This is a genomic window from Chryseolinea sp. T2 (assembly GCF_037203685.1).
GTDB lineage: Bacteria > Bacteroidota > Bacteroidia > Cytophagales > Cyclobacteriaceae > Chryseolinea.
Genome location: NZ_JBBCAU010000002.1, coordinates 565,099 through 585,362 on the forward strand (window position 1 = coordinate 565,099; position 20,264 = coordinate 585,362).

The 20,264-nt window shown below is 46.3% G+C and carries 23 protein-coding genes; 12 read left to right on the forward strand and 11 right to left on the reverse strand.

Annotated features, from left to right (window positions below):
- Window positions 1–123 precede the first annotated feature (123 nt).
- The 6 genes from WBG78_RS07235 to WBG78_RS07260 all read left to right on the forward strand — a co-directional run bounded on the left by WBG78_RS07235 (window position 124) and on the right by WBG78_RS07260 (window position 7,290).
- On the forward strand, window positions 124–1,623 hold the full coding sequence (locus WBG78_RS07235) for a glucosamine inositolphosphorylceramide transferase family protein (protein ID WP_337325726.1): 1,500 nt from the start codon (window positions 124–126) through the stop codon (window positions 1,621–1,623).
- 5 nt (window positions 1,624–1,628) lie between these two features.
- A complete protein-coding gene (locus tag WBG78_RS07240) occupies window positions 1,629–2,768 on the forward strand; it encodes a glycosyltransferase family 4 protein (RefSeq protein ID WP_337325727.1) in 1,140 nt (379 codons plus the stop codon).
- Window positions 2,765–3,838 carry a glycosyltransferase gene (locus WBG78_RS07245; RefSeq protein ID WP_337325728.1) on the forward strand — a complete coding sequence of 358 codons (1,074 nt, stop codon included), beginning with the start codon at window positions 2,765–2,767 and terminating at the stop codon, window positions 3,836–3,838. The genes WBG78_RS07240 and WBG78_RS07245 overlap by 4 nt, the downstream gene beginning before the upstream one ends.
- 72 nt (window positions 3,839–3,910) lie before the next feature.
- Window positions 3,911–5,026 carry a glycosyltransferase gene (locus WBG78_RS07250; protein WP_337325729.1) on the forward strand — a complete coding sequence of 372 codons (1,116 nt, stop codon included), beginning with the start codon at window positions 3,911–3,913 and terminating at the stop codon, window positions 5,024–5,026.
- A gap of 67 nt (window positions 5,027–5,093) precedes the next feature.
- Window positions 5,094–6,056 (forward strand): GNAT family N-acetyltransferase, encoded by a 963-nt coding sequence (locus tag WBG78_RS07255; protein ID WP_337325730.1) that lies wholly within the window; start codon window positions 5,094–5,096, stop codon window positions 6,054–6,056.
- 1 nt (window position 6,057) lies between these two features.
- Window positions 6,058–7,290 carry a hypothetical protein gene (locus tag WBG78_RS07260; protein ID WP_337325731.1) on the forward strand — a complete coding sequence of 411 codons (1,233 nt, stop codon included), beginning with the start codon at window positions 6,058–6,060 and terminating at the stop codon, window positions 7,288–7,290.
- 28 nt (window positions 7,291–7,318) lie between these two features.
- Here WBG78_RS07260 and WBG78_RS07265 read toward each other — a convergent pair whose 3' ends face one another.
- Together WBG78_RS07265 and WBG78_RS07270 are read right to left on the reverse strand one after the other, a co-directional pair.
- Complete coding sequence (locus WBG78_RS07265; RefSeq protein ID WP_337325732.1) at window positions 7,319–8,314, reverse strand: hypothetical protein; 996 nt, start codon at window positions 8,312–8,314, stop codon at window positions 7,319–7,321.
- Window positions 8,315–8,365: 51 nt separating this feature from the next.
- On the reverse strand, window positions 8,366–9,133 hold the full coding sequence (locus WBG78_RS07270) for a class I SAM-dependent methyltransferase (RefSeq protein ID WP_337325733.1): 768 nt from the start codon (window positions 9,131–9,133) through the stop codon (window positions 8,366–8,368).
- A gap of 216 nt (window positions 9,134–9,349) precedes the next feature.
- On the opposite strand from WBG78_RS07270, the gene WBG78_RS07275 reads away from it, so the two are divergent.
- Window positions 9,350–10,342, forward strand: a complete 993-nt coding sequence (locus tag WBG78_RS07275; protein ID WP_337325734.1) for a polysaccharide deacetylase family protein — start codon at window positions 9,350–9,352, stop codon at window positions 10,340–10,342.
- Window positions 10,343–10,522: 180 nt separating this feature from the next.
- On the forward strand, window positions 10,523–10,873 hold the full coding sequence (locus WBG78_RS07280) for a hypothetical protein (protein ID WP_337325735.1): 351 nt from the start codon (window positions 10,523–10,525) through the stop codon (window positions 10,871–10,873).
- 68 nt (window positions 10,874–10,941) lie between these two features.
- On the opposite strand, the gene WBG78_RS07285 is transcribed toward WBG78_RS07280, so the two are convergent.
- The 7 genes from WBG78_RS07285 to WBG78_RS07315 form a co-directional block, all read right to left on the reverse strand.
- Window positions 10,942–11,517, reverse strand: coding sequence for a tetratricopeptide repeat protein (locus WBG78_RS07285; RefSeq protein ID WP_337325736.1), 576 nt, complete (start codon window positions 11,515–11,517; stop codon window positions 10,942–10,944).
- Window positions 11,518–11,546: 29 nt separating this feature from the next.
- Complete coding sequence (locus tag WBG78_RS07290; protein ID WP_337325737.1) at window positions 11,547–12,170, reverse strand: tetratricopeptide repeat protein; 624 nt, start codon at window positions 12,168–12,170, stop codon at window positions 11,547–11,549.
- A 27-nt stretch (window positions 12,171–12,197) separates the two neighbouring features.
- On the reverse strand, window positions 12,198–12,806 hold the full coding sequence (locus tag WBG78_RS07295; protein ID WP_337325738.1) for a tetratricopeptide repeat protein: 609 nt from the start codon (window positions 12,804–12,806) through the stop codon (window positions 12,198–12,200).
- 175 nt (window positions 12,807–12,981) lie between these two features.
- Window positions 12,982–13,521 carry a tetratricopeptide repeat protein gene (locus tag WBG78_RS07300; RefSeq protein ID WP_337325739.1) on the reverse strand — a complete coding sequence of 180 codons (540 nt, stop codon included), beginning with the start codon at window positions 13,519–13,521 and terminating at the stop codon, window positions 12,982–12,984.
- A gap of 68 nt (window positions 13,522–13,589) precedes the next feature.
- Window positions 13,590–14,135, reverse strand: coding sequence for a hypothetical protein (locus WBG78_RS07305; RefSeq protein ID WP_337325740.1), 546 nt, complete (start codon window positions 14,133–14,135; stop codon window positions 13,590–13,592).
- Between the two features lie 23 nt (window positions 14,136–14,158).
- Window positions 14,159–14,605, reverse strand: coding sequence for a hypothetical protein (locus WBG78_RS07310; RefSeq protein WP_337325741.1), 447 nt, complete (start codon window positions 14,603–14,605; stop codon window positions 14,159–14,161).
- Between the two features lie 82 nt (window positions 14,606–14,687).
- Window positions 14,688–15,254, reverse strand: coding sequence for a hypothetical protein (locus WBG78_RS07315; protein WP_337325742.1), 567 nt, complete (start codon window positions 15,252–15,254; stop codon window positions 14,688–14,690).
- A gap of 853 nt (window positions 15,255–16,107) precedes the next feature.
- On the opposite strand from WBG78_RS07315, the gene WBG78_RS07320 reads away from it, so the two are divergent.
- The 4 genes from WBG78_RS07320 to WBG78_RS07335 all read left to right on the forward strand — a co-directional run bounded on the left by WBG78_RS07320 (window position 16,108) and on the right by WBG78_RS07335 (window position 18,135).
- Window positions 16,108–16,407: a hypothetical protein gene (locus WBG78_RS07320; RefSeq protein WP_337325743.1), complete on the forward strand. Its 300-nt coding sequence runs from the start codon at window positions 16,108–16,110 to the stop codon at window positions 16,405–16,407.
- 155 nt (window positions 16,408–16,562) lie between these two features.
- Window positions 16,563–16,844 (forward strand): hypothetical protein, encoded by a 282-nt coding sequence (locus WBG78_RS07325; RefSeq protein WP_337325744.1) that lies wholly within the window; start codon window positions 16,563–16,565, stop codon window positions 16,842–16,844.
- Window positions 16,845–16,872: 28 nt separating this feature from the next.
- On the forward strand, window positions 16,873–17,400 hold the full coding sequence (locus WBG78_RS07330) for a glycoside hydrolase family 73 protein (protein WP_337325745.1): 528 nt from the start codon (window positions 16,873–16,875) through the stop codon (window positions 17,398–17,400).
- Window positions 17,401–17,556: 156 nt separating this feature from the next.
- Window positions 17,557–18,135, forward strand: a complete 579-nt coding sequence (locus WBG78_RS07335) for a glucosaminidase domain-containing protein (protein ID WP_337325746.1) — start codon at window positions 17,557–17,559, stop codon at window positions 18,133–18,135.
- Window positions 18,136–18,340: 205 nt separating this feature from the next.
- Here WBG78_RS07335 and WBG78_RS07340 read toward each other — a convergent pair whose 3' ends face one another.
- Together WBG78_RS07340 and WBG78_RS07345 are read right to left on the reverse strand one after the other, a co-directional pair.
- On the reverse strand, window positions 18,341–19,453 hold the full coding sequence (locus tag WBG78_RS07340; RefSeq protein ID WP_337325747.1) for a Fic family protein: 1,113 nt from the start codon (window positions 19,451–19,453) through the stop codon (window positions 18,341–18,343).
- Window positions 19,454–19,604: 151 nt separating this feature from the next.
- The coding region (locus WBG78_RS07345) for a hypothetical protein (RefSeq protein WP_337325748.1) at window positions 19,605–20,264 on the reverse strand (660 nt) is incomplete at its 5' end.

The window sequence follows — 20,264 nt, forward strand, 5'->3', positions numbered from 1 at the left end:
TCTTCGATCGGTTTCGACGTGAGCCTGAGACTAGGTATTTTACTTGATTCTTGGAACGTACGTAGTTGGCAGGCCAGCATTATAGATTATGTTGTCGCTCATCCACACTGTGAAGTGGTGTTTGTGGTACTAAACAAACGTGTGGGGCACAACTCCCGACGTCGTGACAAAATTTTATATGCACTCGGTAGACGGCTGGACAGGAAATTTTTTCGCGCTAAAGCTGACTGTTTTGAAACAAGCAATGTTGAAAAGTTACTTTCAGGATCACCGTCCTTTTCGGTTGAACCTATCGGTCGGCGCTTTACCGACTCTTTCTCAGACGAAGACATCGTTCGCATTCGTGATACAGAACCAGACATAATAATCCGTTTTGGATTTCGAATACTCACTGGAGACATCCTGAAGGTCTCCAAAATGGGAGTTTGGTCATTGCACCATGGTGACACTTCCGTAAACCGCGGAGGGCCGCCAGGATTTTGGGAGGTCGTGAACGGTGATGAGGTTACTGGAGTAACTCTGCAAGTTCTCAGCGACGAATTAGACGGTGGCCAGGTTATCGACAAGGCTTTCTCGAGAACTAATCGAACCTCTTTTAACCGAAACCAAAACGATCTGTTTTGGGCAGGAGTTGAACTGTTCTGCAGTGCGATAGACCGACAATCCCGTAATCCTGGATTTTACCTTAACAACCGCTGGACTCAGAAATTTTATTCATTTACTCTTTATCGTGACCCTTCCAATCTACAATCGCTAAACATTTTTGCACGCTTTTGGTTAAGACGCTTGAGAGAGGCGGTCAACTCAAGGTCGAAGCGATGGAGGCTTTACCTGAAGTTCGGAAATGGCGACCCGAATACAACGCTTTATAAGTTTAGGCCGTTGGAGCAACCTGCAGACGTTGATTGGGCGGACCCATTCGTAATCACTAAAGAGGGCAATTACTATTTATTCTTTGAAGAACTAAGGATCGGTTCCCGCAAAGCAAATATTGCAATGCTTCAATTCGATAAGTCGGGGAACAGCACTTCTGACAAACCATTGCGTGTCCTTGAAGAAGAATTTCATCTCTCATATCCATTTGTTTTTGAACACGACGGTGTATACTATATGACGCCGGAGTGTGGAGGTGATAACAATGTTTGGCTTTATCGTTCGGATAATTTCCCGAACGGCTGGACAAAGGTTCGACGACTTATTGACCGCGAATTGTATGACCCAACATTGTTTCGGCATAACGGAGTTTGGTACCTGTTTGCTACGGAAAGGCCGTTCGAAGGAAATTCTCCCGACCAGTATCTTGTAATTTATTATTCGGAAGATTTGCTTAAGGGGGACTGGACGAGGCATCCCATGTCACCTTGTGTGCGAGACGTACGCGCAGCGCGTCCCGCAGGTAGGATTATAGAATCGAATGGTCTTTTGTTTCGGCCTGCTCAGATTGGCGCACCAAACTATGGATATGGTATCGTTTTCATGCAGATCACCGTACTCACAAAAACTAGCTACGAAGAAGTTTACCATGACGCAATACTACCTACGTGGCACAAGGGCATAAGAGGCGTTCACACATTTAACCATGTAGAGGGATTGACTGTTGTCGATGCCCAGGTACATATTTGATTAAAATGAAAATTCTCCTCGTAGTTAATTCCCTATATACCGGAGGGGCAGAGTTTTCAACCCTTTCTCTTTATCAATGGATGATAGCAAAGGGCCACCAGGTAAAGCTGCTGCTTCTGAAAAACGCCTCGCCATCTTTTAACCCGGCAGACTTTGGTATTTCAGACTTTTCAACTCTCGAAAAGACTTCTTTCTTTAAGAAAGTCAGGGCCATTTCCGAAACCGTTTCCCAATTTCAACCTGATGTGGTTCACTCCGTGTTGTTTGATGCAAATATGGTAGTCCGGGCCAGTCGAATAACGGCAAAGGGATTTCTCCATATGGAAAGTTTGGTGAATGAAGTATATTCGGATTTTCGTTTATCCGATCCCAAAGTCTCGAAACTAAAGCTTAATCTTTATAGAATTATTGATGGAGTGACGAGCCGTTTCGGTACGGATTTTTTTCACGCAAATGGAGTGGCGGTAGCAAATCACTACATTGCGAAAGTTGGTGTTGACCCGCGTAAGATTAAAGTAATACCAAGAGGCAGGAAGCCAAATCCCTTTGTTAAGAATGAAACGTCGAGGAATGAACTTAGACAATCGCTTGGACTGGATGAACGCATTGTCCTGGTTAACGTTGCCCGACATGAATTTCAGAAGGCCCAGGATACTTTACTGGAAGCTATAGCCAAACTTAAAGGCAACCTTAAGTTTAAGCTGTTGCTCGTTGGGCGTGAAGGAAACTTTACAGGCAAAATTAACAACCTGATAGAAAAGCTTGGATTGAAAGAGGTGGTAACTATCCTTGGGCATCGTGATGATGTGACACGGATACTTGCTGCTGCAGATATATTTGTTTTTCCTTCCCGATTCGAAGGGCTTCCCGGCGCCTTAATCGAAGCCGAAGCAGCAGCTCTTCCGGTAGTATGTTCAGATATTCCAAATAATCTGGAGGTGGTAGATCCAGCCCGGAACGCTATTGTTTTTCCGGTGAACAATAGTGAGCTACTTAGTAACGCATTAAGGGAATTGATCAATAATAAAAAGAGACGGGAGGAAATGTCGGGGGAAAGCGCGATGATCTACCATGAACGATTTGACATCGATTCAGTGCATCAGCAGATGTATGACATGATAGAAAAATTGGTAGTGAGATCATGAGAGTTCTACAGCTTGTAACCGCATTTCAATATCGTGGTGCCGAAATTGCAGCTCTGCAATTCTCGAGGGAGCTCGTGACTCATGGCCATATTGTATTGTACGCTTCGCTTTATAGCTCGACGGATGATTTTGTGATATATCCGGGAATTGAATCGAAATGTCTAAATGGAAGGAAGCACCCTCTGTTGGATACATCTTTGCTTAAGGCACTAGCGCAGCTGATTAAGGATTTTAGGCCCGATATTGTTCAGGCAAACGCAGGCGATACACTTAAGTACGCAGCAATTGCTAGCTTTCTTCAATCAAAACATTATAAACTCGTATTTCGAAACGCTAGCACGGTGAGCCGTTACATGCGATCATCCGCTCAAAGGCTTTTCAATAGGTTCTTGTATTCAAGAGTCGACAAAATTCTTTCGGTGAGCCAGGAGTCGAAACGGGATTTGTTAGCGGTCTTTCCCCAGTTGACAGACAGAGTAAAGGTTGTTCCTAATGGAATAAATATTGCAACTGTGACACGACCTACGCCCCACGGTTCCGTTGTTTCCCTTGTGCACGTCGGCGGATTTTCTTTTGAAAAGAACCACCTGGGGCTAATAAGAATTTTTCAAAGGGTGCTAGTGGAGGTGCCTGAGGCGAAGTTGAACCTGGTAGGGCAAGGTTCCCTGATGTCACAGATTCGCGAAAAAGTATCAGAACAGGGCCTTAAGGACAGCGTTCATTTTCATGGCGCTACAAAAGAAGCACTTAAGTTCATTGCCGCTGCTGATGTTTTGGTTCTTCCGAGTGTTATTGAGGGCCTGCCGGGTGTCGTTCTTGAGGCCTTTCTTTGCATGACTCCAGTAGTCGCCTACGATGTGGGGGGCATTTCAGAGGTGCTGATTAATAACGAGACCGGGTGGCTTATTAAGCCAGGGGATGAGATTGGATTTAGTAACGCCATTGTCGAAGCGATCAAAAGCAACGATCAGCGGAAGTTGATTGCTGCGCGTAGGCTCGTAGTTGATAAGTACGATGTCGCAAAACTTGCTGTGCAGGTTATTGACGAATATAATTTTCTGAACCGATAAGCCGAGCACAGACATTAACTGTCAAGTGGTGTTCTACTTAGGATTCTGAATGATTTAATTTGACGATACAAGGTGAAGAAGCTAAGAATATTACACGTAATTAAGTCCTTGGGAAGGGGGGGAGCAGAAACGCTTTTGGTAGAGACACTTAAGCAACACGACAAACAGTTATTTGAGTTTCACTATGTCTATTTTCTTCCCTGGAAGAATCAGTTGGTAAAGGATTTGGAAGCCGAGGGAGTCCGTGTCACGTGTCTTAACGCTAACAACAACATTGCACTGCTGGCAAGAACTCAAAAGCTTGCAGGTTATCTGCGCGATAATAAAATTGATCTGATGCATGCGCATTTGCCGTGGGCAGGCGTGGTGGCGCGGATAGCGAGTAAATGGACAAAAATTCCGTTAGTGTATTCAGAGCATAATAAGCAGGAACGTTATCACCTGTTGACCAGGCTTATGAATCTATCTACAGTGGGTTTAACAACGAAAATTGTGGCCGTCTCTGAGGATGTTGCCCAATCGATCATCAGGCATAAGCCCTCGGCCGCGAAGAAGGTGATAACGCTTCGAAATGGTGTTAACGTTAATCACTTCTCACGTAAACTTGTGGACAGAACTTCAGTGAAGCGCGGCCTGGCAATTCCAGAAGATGATTTTGTGATCGGAACTGTTGCGGTTTTCAGAACCCAAAAACGCCTTGATGTTTGGCTTGATATTGCCTCAAAGCTTGCTGCTGCGCACAGCAACATACACTTCTTAATAGTAGGAGATGGTCCACTGAAGGAAATGCTACAGGAGCGAATTAATGCACTGGGGCTTAAGCAACGAGTTCATTTGCCGGGTCTTCAATCGGATGTTCGTCCATATTTGGCTGCAATGGACCTCTACTTGATGAGTTCTCAGTTTGAAGGACTGCCTATAGCTTTGCTTGAAGCTATGGCGATGGAATGCCCGGTTGTTGCCACTAATGCGGGTGGAATCGGGGAGGTGGTGCGCAATGAGATCGATGGGCTTCTGACAAGCGTAGACGAGCCAGAGTTGTTATTTGAACTCTCAAAACGGGTGCTCGCCGATGCAGCATTGCGGAAGCGTCTGTCAGTGGCATCCAGAGACCGAATTGTTGATCGATTTACTATGCGCGAGATGGTCGCCCAACTGGAGGACCTGTATACTGGCCTGACAGAGTGATTTAAATGTGGTTGGTTGTCTTGTGTGACAACTATATATTTGAGTTTATCGTGACGATAGAGATTGAATGCATGTAGCTATTGGACGTCCGGAGGATACTGAGGCTATTGTTGAGCTTCTGAAGAATAGCCTGGGAGAATCCCTGATGCCTAAATCTTCCAATTATTGGAACTGGAAACATATAAATAATCCTTTCGGCAAATCGCCGGTTTTGTTGAGTTGGGATGGAACGAAATTAGTTGGCGTCAGGGCCTTTATGAGATGGAACTGGCAGCTGGCAGACAAGATCTATACATCCGTTAGAGCCGTTGACACTGCTACTCATCCGAACTATCAGGGGAAGGGGATTTTTAAGAAGCTTACCCTGGCACTTGTGGATGAATGCACCGCAGCAGGTGTCGATTTCGTCTTCAACACCCCAAACGGTCAGAGCAAGCCCGGCTATTTGAAAATGGGCTGGAAGGAAGCCGGAAATTTGCCGATAATTGTGGGTTTACCGGCTTTAATTCCTGAATTGAGCCGGAGTGGAGGAAATGTGAGTGATGTCAAGAGACTACTCAGTCATCCTGGGCTGGAGAAGTTGATCGAAATACACGTAAAGAAGGCAGACAAAATTATAACCTCTTTGTCACCCCAATATCTTCGATGGCGCTATTTGGATGTGCCCGTCGCCTCCTATCATGCCATTGGGGTGGAGGAGAATGAAAACCTTGTCGCGTTGGCGCTATTTCGCTTGAAGGCAGGACGATTTGGAAACGAGCTTAGAATCACTGATTCGTTTACAATGGATCGCCGTGCGGCGAACAAGCTCGGGCGTGAGTTAAAGAAATTTGAAAGAAATTTGAAAGCACGCTTTATTACACAATCTGGATTAAAGGCGAGCGACGGTCATCAGTTGAGGCGCATTCTGGATATTGAAATCCCGCGAGGACCAAGCGTAACGGTACGAAGTTTGGCCCTCTCTGATTTGAGCGATCTTGTCAATTTTAATAACTGGAGCCCGTCATTGGGTGACCTGGAACTCTTTTAGCATGCTCGGAGGAATTGGCGTACTAGTTCTGACCTCGATTCTGGCTTTTGTGATCGTTGATTCACTGAAGCGCAAGTATCGTTATGTCGACAGTGCATTGCTTAAGCAGTTATATCTCTACCATGTTGCGCTGGCTTTTGCTTACTATTTGTATGCATTGTTTAATCCTTCTGATTCGATTCAATATTATGCCCAGATTGAAGCAAACTTTAGGGGGGAAACCTGGTTTGATCACTATGGGACAAGTACAATTTTTATACAGTTCATAGGATATCCCTTCATAAAGTTCTTTGGCTTCAGCTATGAGGCGATGATGGCACTATTTGCCTTCTTTGGATATTTAGGGTTCTGCTATTTTCATATTTTCTTTAAAGAACAAATTCGTTTCCGACATAATTTTTTCGGTTACGATCTGGTGACACTCATTTTCTTTTTGCCTAATCTTCACTTCTGGTCCTCATCATTTGGAAAAGGATCTGTAATATTCCTTGGCATAGGCCTATTCTTTTTTGGCATAGGAAACGTTCGTAGAAGATGGATCACCCTACTAATCGCAAGCATATTAATTTATCATATCCGGCCACACATTATGCTTGTGCTGTTAGCATCCGCGGCAATCGGATTCACTTTTTCTTCAAAAGGTATTTCCACCTCTTTGAGAATTGTCCTGCTTCTGGGGGCTGTAGTTGCCCTCACATTCATATATCGCGACGTGTTCAAGATGGTGGGCGTCAATGAGGACAATTTTGTGTCTGAAGGACTAGATCTTAGTCACCGTGCGAGCGAGTTAAGCAAAGCGACATCCGGCGTAAATATTTCAAATTACAGTTTGCCAATGCAGGTATTTACATTCCTGTACCGCCCGTTATTTATAGATGCGCCAGGGGCATTAGGACTATTTGTGTCCTTTGAAAATGTCTTCTACGTTTTAATCACATTGAAGTTGTTTAATCTCAGGGCGATCAGGTTTTTGATTTCGTCCAGCTTTCTTGTAAAAACCGCCTTTGTGAGTTTTTTAACTGTTGCTATTGCGCTGGCGCAGGTTTCTGGTAACCTGGGTCTGGCGATGAGGCAAAAGAGCCAGGTCATGATTCTTCTCATGTTTGTTATCATTGCGTTTATGGACTTTGAAAAAACTAAAATTTATCAACGCGCCATGAAGGACAAGCAGCGTAAGGCCAGTCGAGAAAAATTGAATGCGCAAATAAGAGTGGCCGACAACCCTATAAAATAATTTAGATTTGACCCTTTGGCTTAAGCAGTCAAAACTTGAGCGCGCGTAATTTGAAGTAGAGCCATCGAACGAACTTTGGTGAATTGGACCAACGATGTAGTGCAGTGAAGCTCTCTTGAAATAGTCTCTTATAGGCATCAAAAATTGCTGCATTATCGTACTCTGCTATCAGGCGCTGATTGCTCATCACCTTTTTAAATTCCTGCGTTGCATTTTCCTTAACAGATTTAATGACGGTTACTAGTTCCTCCACGCTGTCCGCAATAGGAAAGTCGACCCTTTTGACATTTTTAAGATAGAGATGAGAACTTTCGCTGCTCGCAACTACGGGTACTCCGGCAAACAGCGCATTCGTAATTTTTAGGAAGGGCTTGTTATAGTAGGGACGCTTGTCAAACGACCGCATGGCCAAAATCAAATCCATCTGGGAAAAGTCTGCCCACTTTGAAGCTTCGCTTACTATCTGAAAATTCACTTTAAGCTCTTCACATCGGCTTTGCCAGGCGCTTGTCCTTAGTTCTATTGGAAGATTTTGGGCGTGGCCAACAAAACCAACATTTTTAATTTCATAGCCCCTTTCTGGCAATCTCGGAATGAGTCCGGGTTGTGGCCAGCTCGGAATGAAGGTTTCTTTTGCAAAAGGGAAGAGCTTGTCCAGGAACGATTTAGCACTCACCTTGAAGTTGTTGACACTTGTTGGATTATGAACAACCTGTATTTGTGAAAACCGGTGACGGCCGTAGTCCACAAGCAGGCAGACAAAGAGCTGCCTGTCGTTGGGTTTCAATTCACCCTCAACCCATCCCCGGTGAAAAACTATAACACCTTCATCGGGCATTTCACCCGTGATTACAACCTCGAACGGATGGTCCAGATCAATGTACTTGAAATAACAAAAAGTGAAGTGGAGCCAGTGATGGAGACCCGAGGAATAATATATTGGATTTGTAGCGTCTGCGTTGTTCCTGGGGATGTCGCGCGCCTCCGGACTATAAAAATGAATTACCAATTTTTCTCGTGACATGGACACCGAATTTTAGCTGAGACGTTTGGAATGCTTCATTCAATCGCCCACTTATTTGCCAAGGCGTTTTTTAAGCGTCTCAAAGTCGATCAAGTTTAGATATTCTTTTCGATTTTCGTCCAGCAAAGCAAATTCAAAAAAAGGATTAACTGCCGTTATGGGATTCCCAATTTTTTGCGCCTTGGATATGATCCCCACGCCCCAATCGGTATCAATGCAACATGAGTTAAGACTCGAGTTGGATCTCCATTTTAAAAATGCTTTCCAGGTTGTTCCATTCCAGGATCTGTTCGCGGGCGTGTTCGCGTAATCGAAATTCTCGCGGGCATGCCATTCAGTTGGGGGATTGCAGTCGTGAAGAACTATGAAGCCATCCTCTTTAATGTAATTTAATGCGTTGGCAATGTCTTTGTCTACTTGCTGAGCCAGGTGAAGTCCGTCAATAAAGATAACATCAAATTTGACGTCATTTGATAAGATTTCGTTGGTGGATAATCTTTGAAAGAACTCATCACTGGTCATTTTGAAGTCGACGGGATTACCTTCAAATGCGAGACCTGGATCTACGCTGTATTTTCGGGTTGACTTTATCTTATTAAAGTTATGATTGGGATTACGAACACCGATTTCTAAATATTGGGTGTCTGTTTGTCTCATTGATAAGAGAAAATTGATGATTTCTGTTCTGTATGGACGCTTGGATTTTTCACTACGGGTTCTACTTTGAACATCTTTGTAATGTTCATTGTTAAAAAAATACTTTCCAGATACATAGTATTTAATTGGTTTTACTTTCAATAGCAATTTCTTGAGTTTCATATTTGCAATGTTTCCTTTGAATGGCACACTAAGGCGCTCATTCAAATCTTTGAAGAGTTAGAACTGATTAAAGATAGATATTTATCGATTATGCCGATTGAGACATCTTTCCCCTAGTTTGAGAAAATATTAAATACTGATTTAAATAGGCGTGATTCATAGTTCTAGGGCATGTTTCGCAGAAGGTTTAAATTTGCCCATCAACTATATTTGCGTTTGAATAATTCGATTTTCACCATCTCGCTCGACTTCGAACTCCACTGGGGCGGCTTCGAAAAATGGCCCGTCGCGAATTACCAACAATACTTCGCGAATACCCGTGCCGTGATCCCGCGCATGCTTGACCGGTTCGCCAAACACGACGTACACGTCACTTGGGCAACGGTGGGCATGCTGTTCCACGAGGACTGCCTGCAACTCCAGTCAAACTTCCCGAAGATGCAGCCATCCTATCAGCAGCAGGAGTTATCAGCATACAGCTACATAACTTCACAAGGGATCGGTAAGACTGAGCTATCAGATCCACTCCATTACGCCGACTCTCTCATTCGGCTGATACTCGACACGCCCAATCAGGAGCTGGCTTCTCACACCTTCGCGCACTACTACTGCAACGAGCCGGGGCAAACACTTGACCAGTTCCGCGATGACCTCCGCGCCGCTCAGCGTGCTGCAGCACGCTACAACAGGCAACTGAAATCATTGGTGTTTCCCAGAAATCAATTTAATGAAGACTATCTCCTGGTTTGTTTTGAAGAGGGCTTTACTTCCGTCCGCGACAATCCCCGCGACTGGTTCTGGAATATACGCAGCACGCAAAACGAATCGTATTGGAAGCGCCTCAACCGTGGACTAGACGCTTACTTTCCGATAGGGAAGGAGAGTACCTACAAACTGGAAAGCATTGAGAAACGTCCAGGCATGCCGTTGTGTATTCCTGCTAGTCGGCTGTTAAGGCCATACAATCCAAAAGAGCTATTTCTAAACAACCTGAAGATTTCACGCATCTGCGCCGAGATGGACCGCGCAGCCGCCAATGGTGAAGTATACCACCTGTGGTGGCACCCGCATAACTTCGGATGGTATCCTGAACAAAGCATCCAAGGTCTGACGCGTATACTAACCCACTACAGCGACCTGAACAGTCGAGGTCAGATGCAAAGCCTCTCAATGTCTGAAATCACCCAACGCCGTAACTCGATAAAATGATTACGGGTTGCTGCGACATACGGGTAGCCGCACTCTTGACTTTTGCCTTATAATTGGCTATCATGTAATGCAGTAGTTTTTAGCCGGCTAGTTGGTCTAGCTGCTAATTCAAAGACACTTCCATCTTTCCCTTGTGATATATTGAACTCTCCCGTTGTAACTTGATAGCGTCACCCCCGAATGATCAACATCGATTTTGATGTCCCCGCGACCGGATGGTATCTCTTCGCGGCCATCGTTCTCCTGAGCCTCATTGTTGGCTTCTCCGGCCGCCGCCCTATACTAAGCGTCGTATTCCGGAGAGTACTGGCCGCACTTTTTGCGGGCGCATGGGTTGCCATCGCATATGCCCTTATCGTGACACCATTTACAGCTACCGACTTATCTCTTCAACTGGTAATGGTGACGATTCCTGCCTGGATCGTCAAGTCCGTTTGGCTTTTCTTCGATGCCGTATTGTTGTATTTCGCCGTATGGGAACTTGTGAAATTCATCAGGCAGAAACGGGCTTCCCGTCGGCCACCAAATTAAAAGTGGCCGGTGATCGTATTCTAATGAAAGCTTGGATGCCAGGTAACAACAGAGGCAGATCTAAAAACTCAGTCCTCATCGTCGATCGTTGTTTCCGGATCATATATGCTTCTAACTCCCTCACTCACTGCCTTTCGATGCAAATTTCGGTGGAACACTGCCTGCTCCTTACACCCAAGATAGTTATAGCATTCACTCAACAGAAAGTTGCTGTCTGCAACAATGGAATGTGCCTGATGTTCCTCCCCGCAGCACAAACATGACGAGTAGTTGTAAATGGCCTCGACTCCTGCATCTATCACTATTTGGAAAAGACTGGCAGCCTTTGTCCACTCACCTTTTTGCAGAAACAAATGCCCCGACAAATACGGAACCATGATACAATCGTCATGAAGTATCATGGCGTCGCGCAGGGCTTTGTGTGTCTTTTGATAATCCTGCTTGAATAGGTAGGCGAGGGCCAGCTGCATCATAAGCCAGTGGTCGTCCCGTGTTTTTTTCTGTGCTTGTTTGATGTAGTCAATCAATGCATCGAAGGCTTCCATGCTTATAAGTTCAAGGATCCTCTTCTGATATTTCAGGTAGATTTCGCCGAATAGTTCTATGGCGTCGGAACCATCACCAGGCGTTGAATTGTTAATCATAAGTTTATTTTTTTGTTGATAAATGAATTTTATTTTTTGCCTTTAGCATCACCTTTCGTGCTCAATCTATTGACATCGTCGGCGTCGAAGTCGGTGTATGTCCCGTTGCTGACGTTTTGGTGGTAAGCTTCACGAAAGAATTGGTGTAATGCGTCGTAATTCAATTTCCCATAGCAGTATCCGAGCAAAAGTCTCGCATCGTTGATTAGCGATTTAGCACGCACTGCGTGCAGGTTGCAGTCACTGCCATGTCCACAGTAACCGGCCCCAATGGCAACGGGATTCTCGGACACCAACCTTTCCAGTAAATCAATAGCCTCATGGAACTGTCTGTGGCACATAAGAATGTATGCATGTGTCCATCGTACCAGAGGACACGCACGCTCGATGCGTAGCGCAGCGGCTGAATACTTTAGCGCGAGATCAAACTGTTCTTTCGCTTCGTAACCCGAAGCCAGTCCGATCATTAACCAGTGATCTGCTTGATCTTTCTTAACCAGAGATTTCAGGATGGAAACAAGTCCCTCCCAGTCTTCCCTGCTGGTAAGATCACTAATTATTTTTTTAAGCGTCCCTAGACTTATAGCGCGCTTAATTCTGTTTTTGCTGCCTTTGCTTTTAACCGGCTTCAATTTATTTGATGACTTTTTCATGTTTTTTTTTCTTGTTGTTGGGTTGGATCATTCTATCCCCGTCAGGTCAAGTGGATCGCATGGACTCTCTATCCCTCGCTCGAGATCTTTGATAAATTCTCGCTTGAAATGAATGGCAAGAGCAGGGTAGCCGGAGAGCCAGTACGTTATACTGAGACCAAACTTGCTGTTGCAAATGATGTGACGGGCAAACGGTATACTGCGTACATTACACATTTTGCAGCTGTGATACGCCAGCCTCCTGATCGGAGTACACAGCAGTTCAGTCCATACCTGTATTGCTTCTGCATATTGTCCGCGACTGCAAAGGACCACTGCCAGGACTTCACGACCGCGCGGGCAATCGTGCGAGATCCTTAGGGCCTGGCTAATCACTCTGAAGGCGCCATCAAGATGATTCTCCTGGCAAAGCAGGTCCGCAACAAGTATAAGGGTCCAGTGTTTGTCCTCGTCGTCGATGTCATGCGGCGCTACACACGTCACAAGGCCTTCAATATTGGGCTCGTCTCCGTCGTACAGGAATGCCTCCACTGCCTCACGGTAAATAGCTACCGTGGTGGCATCGACCTCAAAGCTGGTTTTCTGTGGTTGAAGTCCGTGCAACTTTTTCTTTTTATTCGATTTACGTTTTGTCATCGATGATTAATTTTGGCTTCAAGTTCATGCGCGTTTTTTGGTTGTTGTGAGTAGCCAGACCTTATGGCATGATCTGGCTACAAACAACACAGTTGGAAACAGGTAAAAACCAACTGCGACATCATTAAGCTTCGGTGTTGCCCGAGATTTCATTTCTTCGGTTGCCTGGTTCGGGTTAAAGTGCACGGGATACCTTTCCTTCGTCAACGATCGCCGTCTCTGAAGTACATTGATAAACACCTGCCTGGGCTTCTTCGATCAGTACATGTGCTCTTTCCGGATTGATATTGCAATCACTCCCTGTTCCACATTTCCCATGGACAAGTTGGTGCGTCCCTCTCCGAATGAGCGCCTCATAGAATTCAAGGGCATCTTGTCTTTGCCCCAGTGCTGCCATTGCATTGGCAAAGATCACCTGAGCAAGAGGACAGCTGAATTCAATGGTGAGAGCGTCGGCGGCATAGACGAGCGCTCCGCTGTAATCTTTCTTTAGAAGAAAAGCCAGCGCTATTTGAGTGAGTAACCAGTGATCACGCGGCCTTGCTGTAAGCATGGATTGTATGTATGCAACGATCTCGTCCCATTCTTCGTTTTCAGCAAAGTCGTTCAATCGCCGGCGAATTTCATAAATCCCCACTGGCCTCTTTAACCGTGACCTGTTCTTAGGAAACGGTTTCTTGTCGACGGCTTCCATATTTGTGTTGCCTTTTTTCATTTTCTATATCTTATCTGATGTTTTCGGTCTGAAAAAATCTTCTGGCTCCCTTAGCGCGAATTGATCGTTTAGTATAATGTGAGCGTTTGTAAGGTGATGTTACCGGCTACGTCATGAGCGGACGCAACGATCGTACAATCTCTGAGGCATTCGTTCCAGGAAGTGATCCTGTAGGCCCATTGGTCCTGAGATATTTGAGGAACAGCGGCCCCTCGTTCTATCACTTCGCCTTTGGAATCTGTTATAAGTACGCCAACGGTAATGACCATGAAGTCATCTACTGCCCGTATCCTGATAGTTTCGCCGACAACGCCTGTGTATTTGGTTGCGTCGATCTTTTTGATCGTGGGTGCGATCAGGTAATCGAACATGGCGAGTGAACGGGCAGTTCTTCCCTTAACGAATGCATGCGACTCATACAAGGCCCTCGCTTCAGGATCCGCCATTTGGGCGCGCGCGTATTGCATGGCCTCAATAACGTTGGGATCACTCGCCGTTTGCCTTGACCTCTGAGCGCGTCTGCCTTTGCTTGAAGCTGCAGACTGACCGCGATGAACTGAGAAAGCATGTTGTATATATTGCTCGCTCATGTCGAATTGAATTTGTTTTGACATTTTGTTCGAGTTATTTGTTGAAACTAGGCGGCTGTTACTTTAGGCCGCCGAAATAGAAAATGATCTCCGCGGCTGCTGCCGAAGTAGTAACCATAGATGTCCTTTGCAATAGCGGCGGCCATGCCGGTCAGGTTTCCAATAATGAAACTTTCGTCTGACTCAAGCGTGCCTATGCCATGGGCGAGGATATAACCAGTCATAGCGAAGAAAGCAACGATGGCCATATACGCCAGCATATTCTGCGTAAGATTGAGAGAACCAGACTTGAGCGCGTCAACTTCTCTTTGACGTGCCGACACAGCATCGCTAACCTGCGACGTAGTCATGACCTGTTCGTGATGCATCTCAAGTTCACGCAATCGGACGAATAGCGTTTCGCGCTCTTCTTTCGTTGTGACGATTTCATCTATGAGTTCTTTGACCTTGCCGAACAGCTTGCCGGATAGAAGGTCTGTTAATAATTCTTTCATTCGATTTTCGATGATGTTTGGATTAAAGAGCAGCCCCGCACCGACGCGTCAGGGTCGGGGCTGCATTGTTTAACCTAAGGGTTTAAAAAGTCAGCGTTCGCAGGGTTGCATTTCCTGGTATGTCCTTCGCCGTTGCCGAAACAACGGTACCGGCAAACGCAGAAACCGAAGCTGTGGTCGTGTAGATCCAAACGTCGCGCAAGTCGGTAGATAATACTGCCTCACCACGCTCGATTTCCTCACCGGCGGCGCTTGTAATCACCACCGCCACTGAGGCGACCCTGAAGTCGTCGCTTGCATATACATAAATCGTCTTACCTGGGTCACCACGATAAGCATCTGCTTCGATCTGCTTGATCTTTGGTGCGCCGAGATAGTCCGACACAGCTACCTGGTATGCAGAGGGTTTTTTCTTGCTTATCCCGGTTGCATACATCGCCTTCACGTCATCTTTAAGCATCTGACGATTGGCATATTGGACAGCGTCCAGGAAGCGCTCGCGAACAACGATCTGTTTTTCATGAACAGATGTAGCCTTCTTCGGTACGTTGGCCATGATAGGTCCGGTTGGACCCTGACGAAACACAATGGTATTGCCGAGCTTACCACTGACTTTTTGGAGAATTGGATTGTTTCCGATTTTTGACATAAATAAAAACTGTTTGTGTTTAAGTGTCGTAGCAACACCGATGTCGATTCGGCGCCGTTGATCAAAGCATCAGCTGCTACTTGAACGCAAACATGCAACGGTTGGAAAAATCACTTTTCCCATTTTTTCCGGTTTGGCGCGTTTGTTACAAACTCTCGTCGTTCTTTTAAAACTCTCTTGCTATTTTTCAATCAGTCGGGTGTGTTCCAGGCAAAAAGACAAGTCAAAAGCGCGGATTTCTCACATGGCACTTTTGTCAGGACACTAACACTTAACCTTTGGTACGGATGTTTGTACTGCCCAATTCCGTGATAACGTCATCGGCCTGTGATCGGAGTGTCATCGGTCTTCCATCGGTCTTCCATCGGACTTTCATCGCAGTGTCATCGGACTTTCATCGGAGTGGCATCGGTCTCGTCCAGACTTTGTCCGAGTTCTCCGTCTCGGTAGACAGTACCTGGTCGGCTACTATCAATAACGAGTGCCCTGGACTTTTAAGTCGGCGTATAGATATCACGTTGTAATTGATCATTGAAAATATGCAACGCGATGTCATGAATGAATATAAAGGTGGGGGTCGGATAAATCTTATCAAACGCTGAGTCGGCCTAACACTCATTCGTCATTGTGAAAAAATATTTCTTAAAAAAATTGTAACTCGCCTCACCCAGGATGCGTTACTTTCGATGAGTGCCCCCTGATTGGTTGTTCGAATAGTTGAAGCTCCGCACTCATCTCCCTGTGTCTTTGTAATGTTGCTGCTTGCGGGAATTGTCGTCGCTGGCGAATTGTAGTTGGCTGAGGTAAATGGAATTCTCCAGAAAGGTTAGTCTCACTTTAACTATTATATTTTATGACTCTATTCCGAAGAAAGAAGCGGGCGACCAGGTCGTCCGAAGCAACCGATTTGCCGAAACCGGCAGAATCAAATGGACTGCCTGCGCAGCCAAACGAATTGGTAATTATGCCTTACACGATGGGCGAGCTGGCAGAAATTTACAATGTAAGCCGACCCACCATGCGAAGATGGCTCTACCCGTTCCTGGCCGAGATCGGAGGCCTTATTGGGCGCTACTTTACTTGCCTGCAGGTTGAAACGATTTTTAGGCGTTTGGGCTTCCCGGGCAAAAGAATTCAACTGTCAGGATCGTAGCCCGTCTGCTTAGTAAATCCAGTACCTCGTTGGAGTCATCGATCACACGATCGCTCAAGCCTCTTAATCTGATATTCAGTTTATATCGAAAATCTTTGAAGAGAGTTTATCAATGTTTGTAACGCGCGCACTTGATTGGAAAAGAACGGTTAATAATGAAAAACCATATTTTTTCATTCCTGCATCTTCGCGCCATGCAATACAACTATCATTCCCATGACAGCGCAGGCAATTGGATTGCCTTCCTGTTCGGCGCGACATTCAACATTGTTACGCACGTTATCGATTCCGGTCCTGCCAGCTATTTAGTTCACGCTATCGCTGGAGGTATCATCTGTCTGATCTTTAAAATGATCGGCGATTTGTTCGCACCTGTAGTACGACGCCTTGGCGTCCGCTTCTCACAATGGCTCGAAAGCCTCGTGAATCAATGGTGAAACTTCGTCTAACGCAAACTTCAGACAAATGACACGTAACGAATACATCATCAAGTATGCGCCTTTTGTATTAGGGGCGCTGAAAGGCACCAAACTCTTTCCGTCAGTTATGATGGCGCAAGCCCTCATCGAAAGTTCAAACAAAGCCGGTATCCCGGGTGAAAGCCTCCTGGCATCGAAGTATAACAATCACTTCGGCATCAAGGCTGACTCGTCATGGGTGGGTGAAAAGATTGATCTGAAAACTACGGAGTATGTGAAAGGCGTCGTCAAGACCGTAAAAGCCTGGTTCAGGATATATGAACATGCACACCATTCTTTCGAGGATAGAATTTCTTTCCTCACCGCGAATCCGCGCTATCAAAAGGGCGGTGTGTTTAACGCTCTTGATGCTTCCCAGCAAACTCTCGCATTACAACGATCAGGCTACGCCACCGACCCGACATACGCTTCGAAGCTGATGTCCCTCATCAAGCGACTTGGACTGGAAGAACTGGACAGAATTGGGGCTGACGTGCTGGATTTGGTGAGGTTCATTAACCGAAGGGGAGGGTAAGAATTAACAATTAAGAGTTAAGAATTAGCTGGCGGCTGTCCGCCATCTACAACACGACCTTTGGTCGTGTCAGGCAACCGGCCCAAAGGGCCGACGGCTAATTCTTAACTCTTAATTCTTAATTCTTAATTCCTGTCCATTTAAACACACAACATCATGTTAATTTCAGAATACATAAATAGATTCCGAAGCTTTATCAAGCTTCGCCTACGGAACAGTGGACTGCTTCCTTCCATCGTTATGGCCCATGCCATCTTAGAGTCAGCCGACGAGCAGCAACGTGTAGGACAAAGCGTTCATGCCATCGAATACAACAACGATGTCCGCATCCGTGCCGACAGGTCTTGGAAAGGTCCGAAGGTTCGATTACCTATTCGTACCTCCAGTCCGTTTGCCAAAGGCCGGAAAGCATGGTACCGAATTTATCTGTCGGGTGAACAGGCAATCGGCGACCGCATAGATATGCTGACGAAGAAGCTTCCTCTGTGGCCGTCAGGCTTGTTTTATAACGACACCTTGAAGATGCAGGCAGTCATGTTGCAAGCTTCTGGTGTAACGAACGATCCGGGGTACAGCGAACACATCGTTCAACTTGTAAACAAGCACAAGCTCTACTGGATGGATACACGCTGGATCATTCAGTATGTATTCACAACTGTTCTAACGATCAGCCTCGTCCGCTTCGGCATCTATTTGCTCTCCACCTACTGGGACGTCATCGTGCCCTGGAGATGAATGCAAATTGAGAGTTGAGAATTTCAAAGCCTCCCTTTTCAGGGGGGCTTTTTTGATATGGAGCGATACCAGCAATTGTCTTCCTGCTTGAATTACTTCTAATCAGAGCTCAGCATGTTGCACACCTTTGGCACCGGTAATGCAGCGACTTTTAGTCTTTGTCCGGATGAATCAATACGTTTTAAGTATCGTGTCGACCGAACCCTTACTCCGATAGTATCCGCTGCAATTCAAGGTTCTGGTAATAATGATTCCCTTGCAGCACTCTCAGTTCAAGAATACCCATCGACACCAGCTGGTTCAGATTCTTTCTCGCCGTGTTCTCTGCGTATAGCCTGCCTTCCGTGAGATGCTTCACCCGAGTGAAAGGCTGCATGAATAGCATCGTGATCAGCTGCTCCTGTTTGGTGATCGTAGTCTTGCCTAAAGCTTCCCGCACACCGTCAATGGCGTCGACTATTTCATTGATCTTCGAATACGTTACGCGCGAGGTGATCTCGATCGCCTGCAGCATGTACAGGATCCAGCTTTGCCAGTCGCCGCGTTGCGTGACGCCCGCCAGGTGATGATAATATTCGTCTTTGGTATCTATGATATGACGACTCAGAAAAAGGATCGGATAGTCCAGCTGACCTTGTTGTGTGAGGAAATTGATGTTGAGAATGCGTCCAGTCCGTCCGTTACCATCTCGAAAGGGGTGGATGGCTTCGAACTGCAGATGGGCGATGGCCATCTTGATTAATGGATCTGGCCCGCCGTCGGCATTCAGGAAGGCGATCAGGTTGTCCAGCTTTTGTTCAATGATTCCTTCCCCTCTGGGCGGAGTATAGACGGGCTGTCCTGCATTCGGTCCGCTGCCGCCCTGCCGGATGGTAATTCTTGCAGCGGGGGGGCGGACGCTGTCATTGGTTTGTTTGATCTGACGGTAGATCGATATGAAATAGTCGCGGTCGAAGGAGGGGTGGCTTTTGAGATAGGTGTGTCCCGCCCAGAGTGCTTCGCGATAGCGTAGTACTTCTTTGGCGGCGCCGTCAAGCTGTTCGTTATGCACTTCGCTATACGCCTTGTAGAGTTCGTCGTCTGTGGTGAGGATGTTCTCGATAGCGCTCGACGCCTTTGCCTCCTGCAGGCTAATGGTATTGACCAGCAGGCCCTGGTTGGGTACGGCGATACTGCGGCCCTGCAGTTGTCCTAGTGCGCCTTTTGCCTTTCCGAGTTGTTCAAGGATCTCGATGGTCCGGTAGTGCGCCGCGTCCAGGGGCAACGAGGGCAGTCCGTTCCAGGGAGTGTTCCGGTCTGGATTCAAGGCGTAGGGCATGCGACAAAGATAAATTCTTCAAATTAAACATCAAAACAAGGTGCATTTTAATGTTTACTTCTGTTTTGACCTCAACCCGGCGCGTTGGCAAATCCTAATCCCTCAAAAAGCCTGTGAAATTAATGTTTTAACCGGTTTTGACCTTCCCCAATTAGCCACCCACCTCCCTCGCGATCTTCTGGATCATGTGAGAAAATTCGACTTGTTGATACAATGTTTTGATCCGTTCTTGATTGGCTTCACACTTCAAATCAAATGGATCAAAGCCAAGGAACGCCATCCAGGCAATGTATTCAACCCCATGCATGTCGTCCCGAAGAAACGAATGGGTGATCGCTTCAAGCAGTTCGTTTCCATGAGGAAATGCCCGACCCATGCCGCGCATTCTGAAAGGACCTTCAGCCTCATATCCCAGGAAGTTGACAAATGCGAATCGTTGCTGGGCCGTCATTTCCATTTCCCCGTTAAGTAAGGTCAGCGCCAGGTTCTCAAATTCTTCGAATGACATCATTTGGTGATCTATTTGCATTCCCTTCAACAGGAGTCGGTGACAGGACGTAATACTTAGTTCCGTGATTCGCAAAAAGTAATCAGCGGATAGTGAATTTCTCTCACGGCCCATCAATGCACAGAAAGCATCATCAGTGCCACTAATTCTGCTCCGGCACCCCCGACCCTGCATTTTATTCGCCCGGCGGCCCTGCACATTAGCTTCATACAACCAGCAAAAGAATTTAAAGTGTGGGAAAGCAAAGCTGCAGTCTCCCATTCCTGCGGCGCTCCGCGCTGCCTGCGGCGCTCCGCGCTGCCT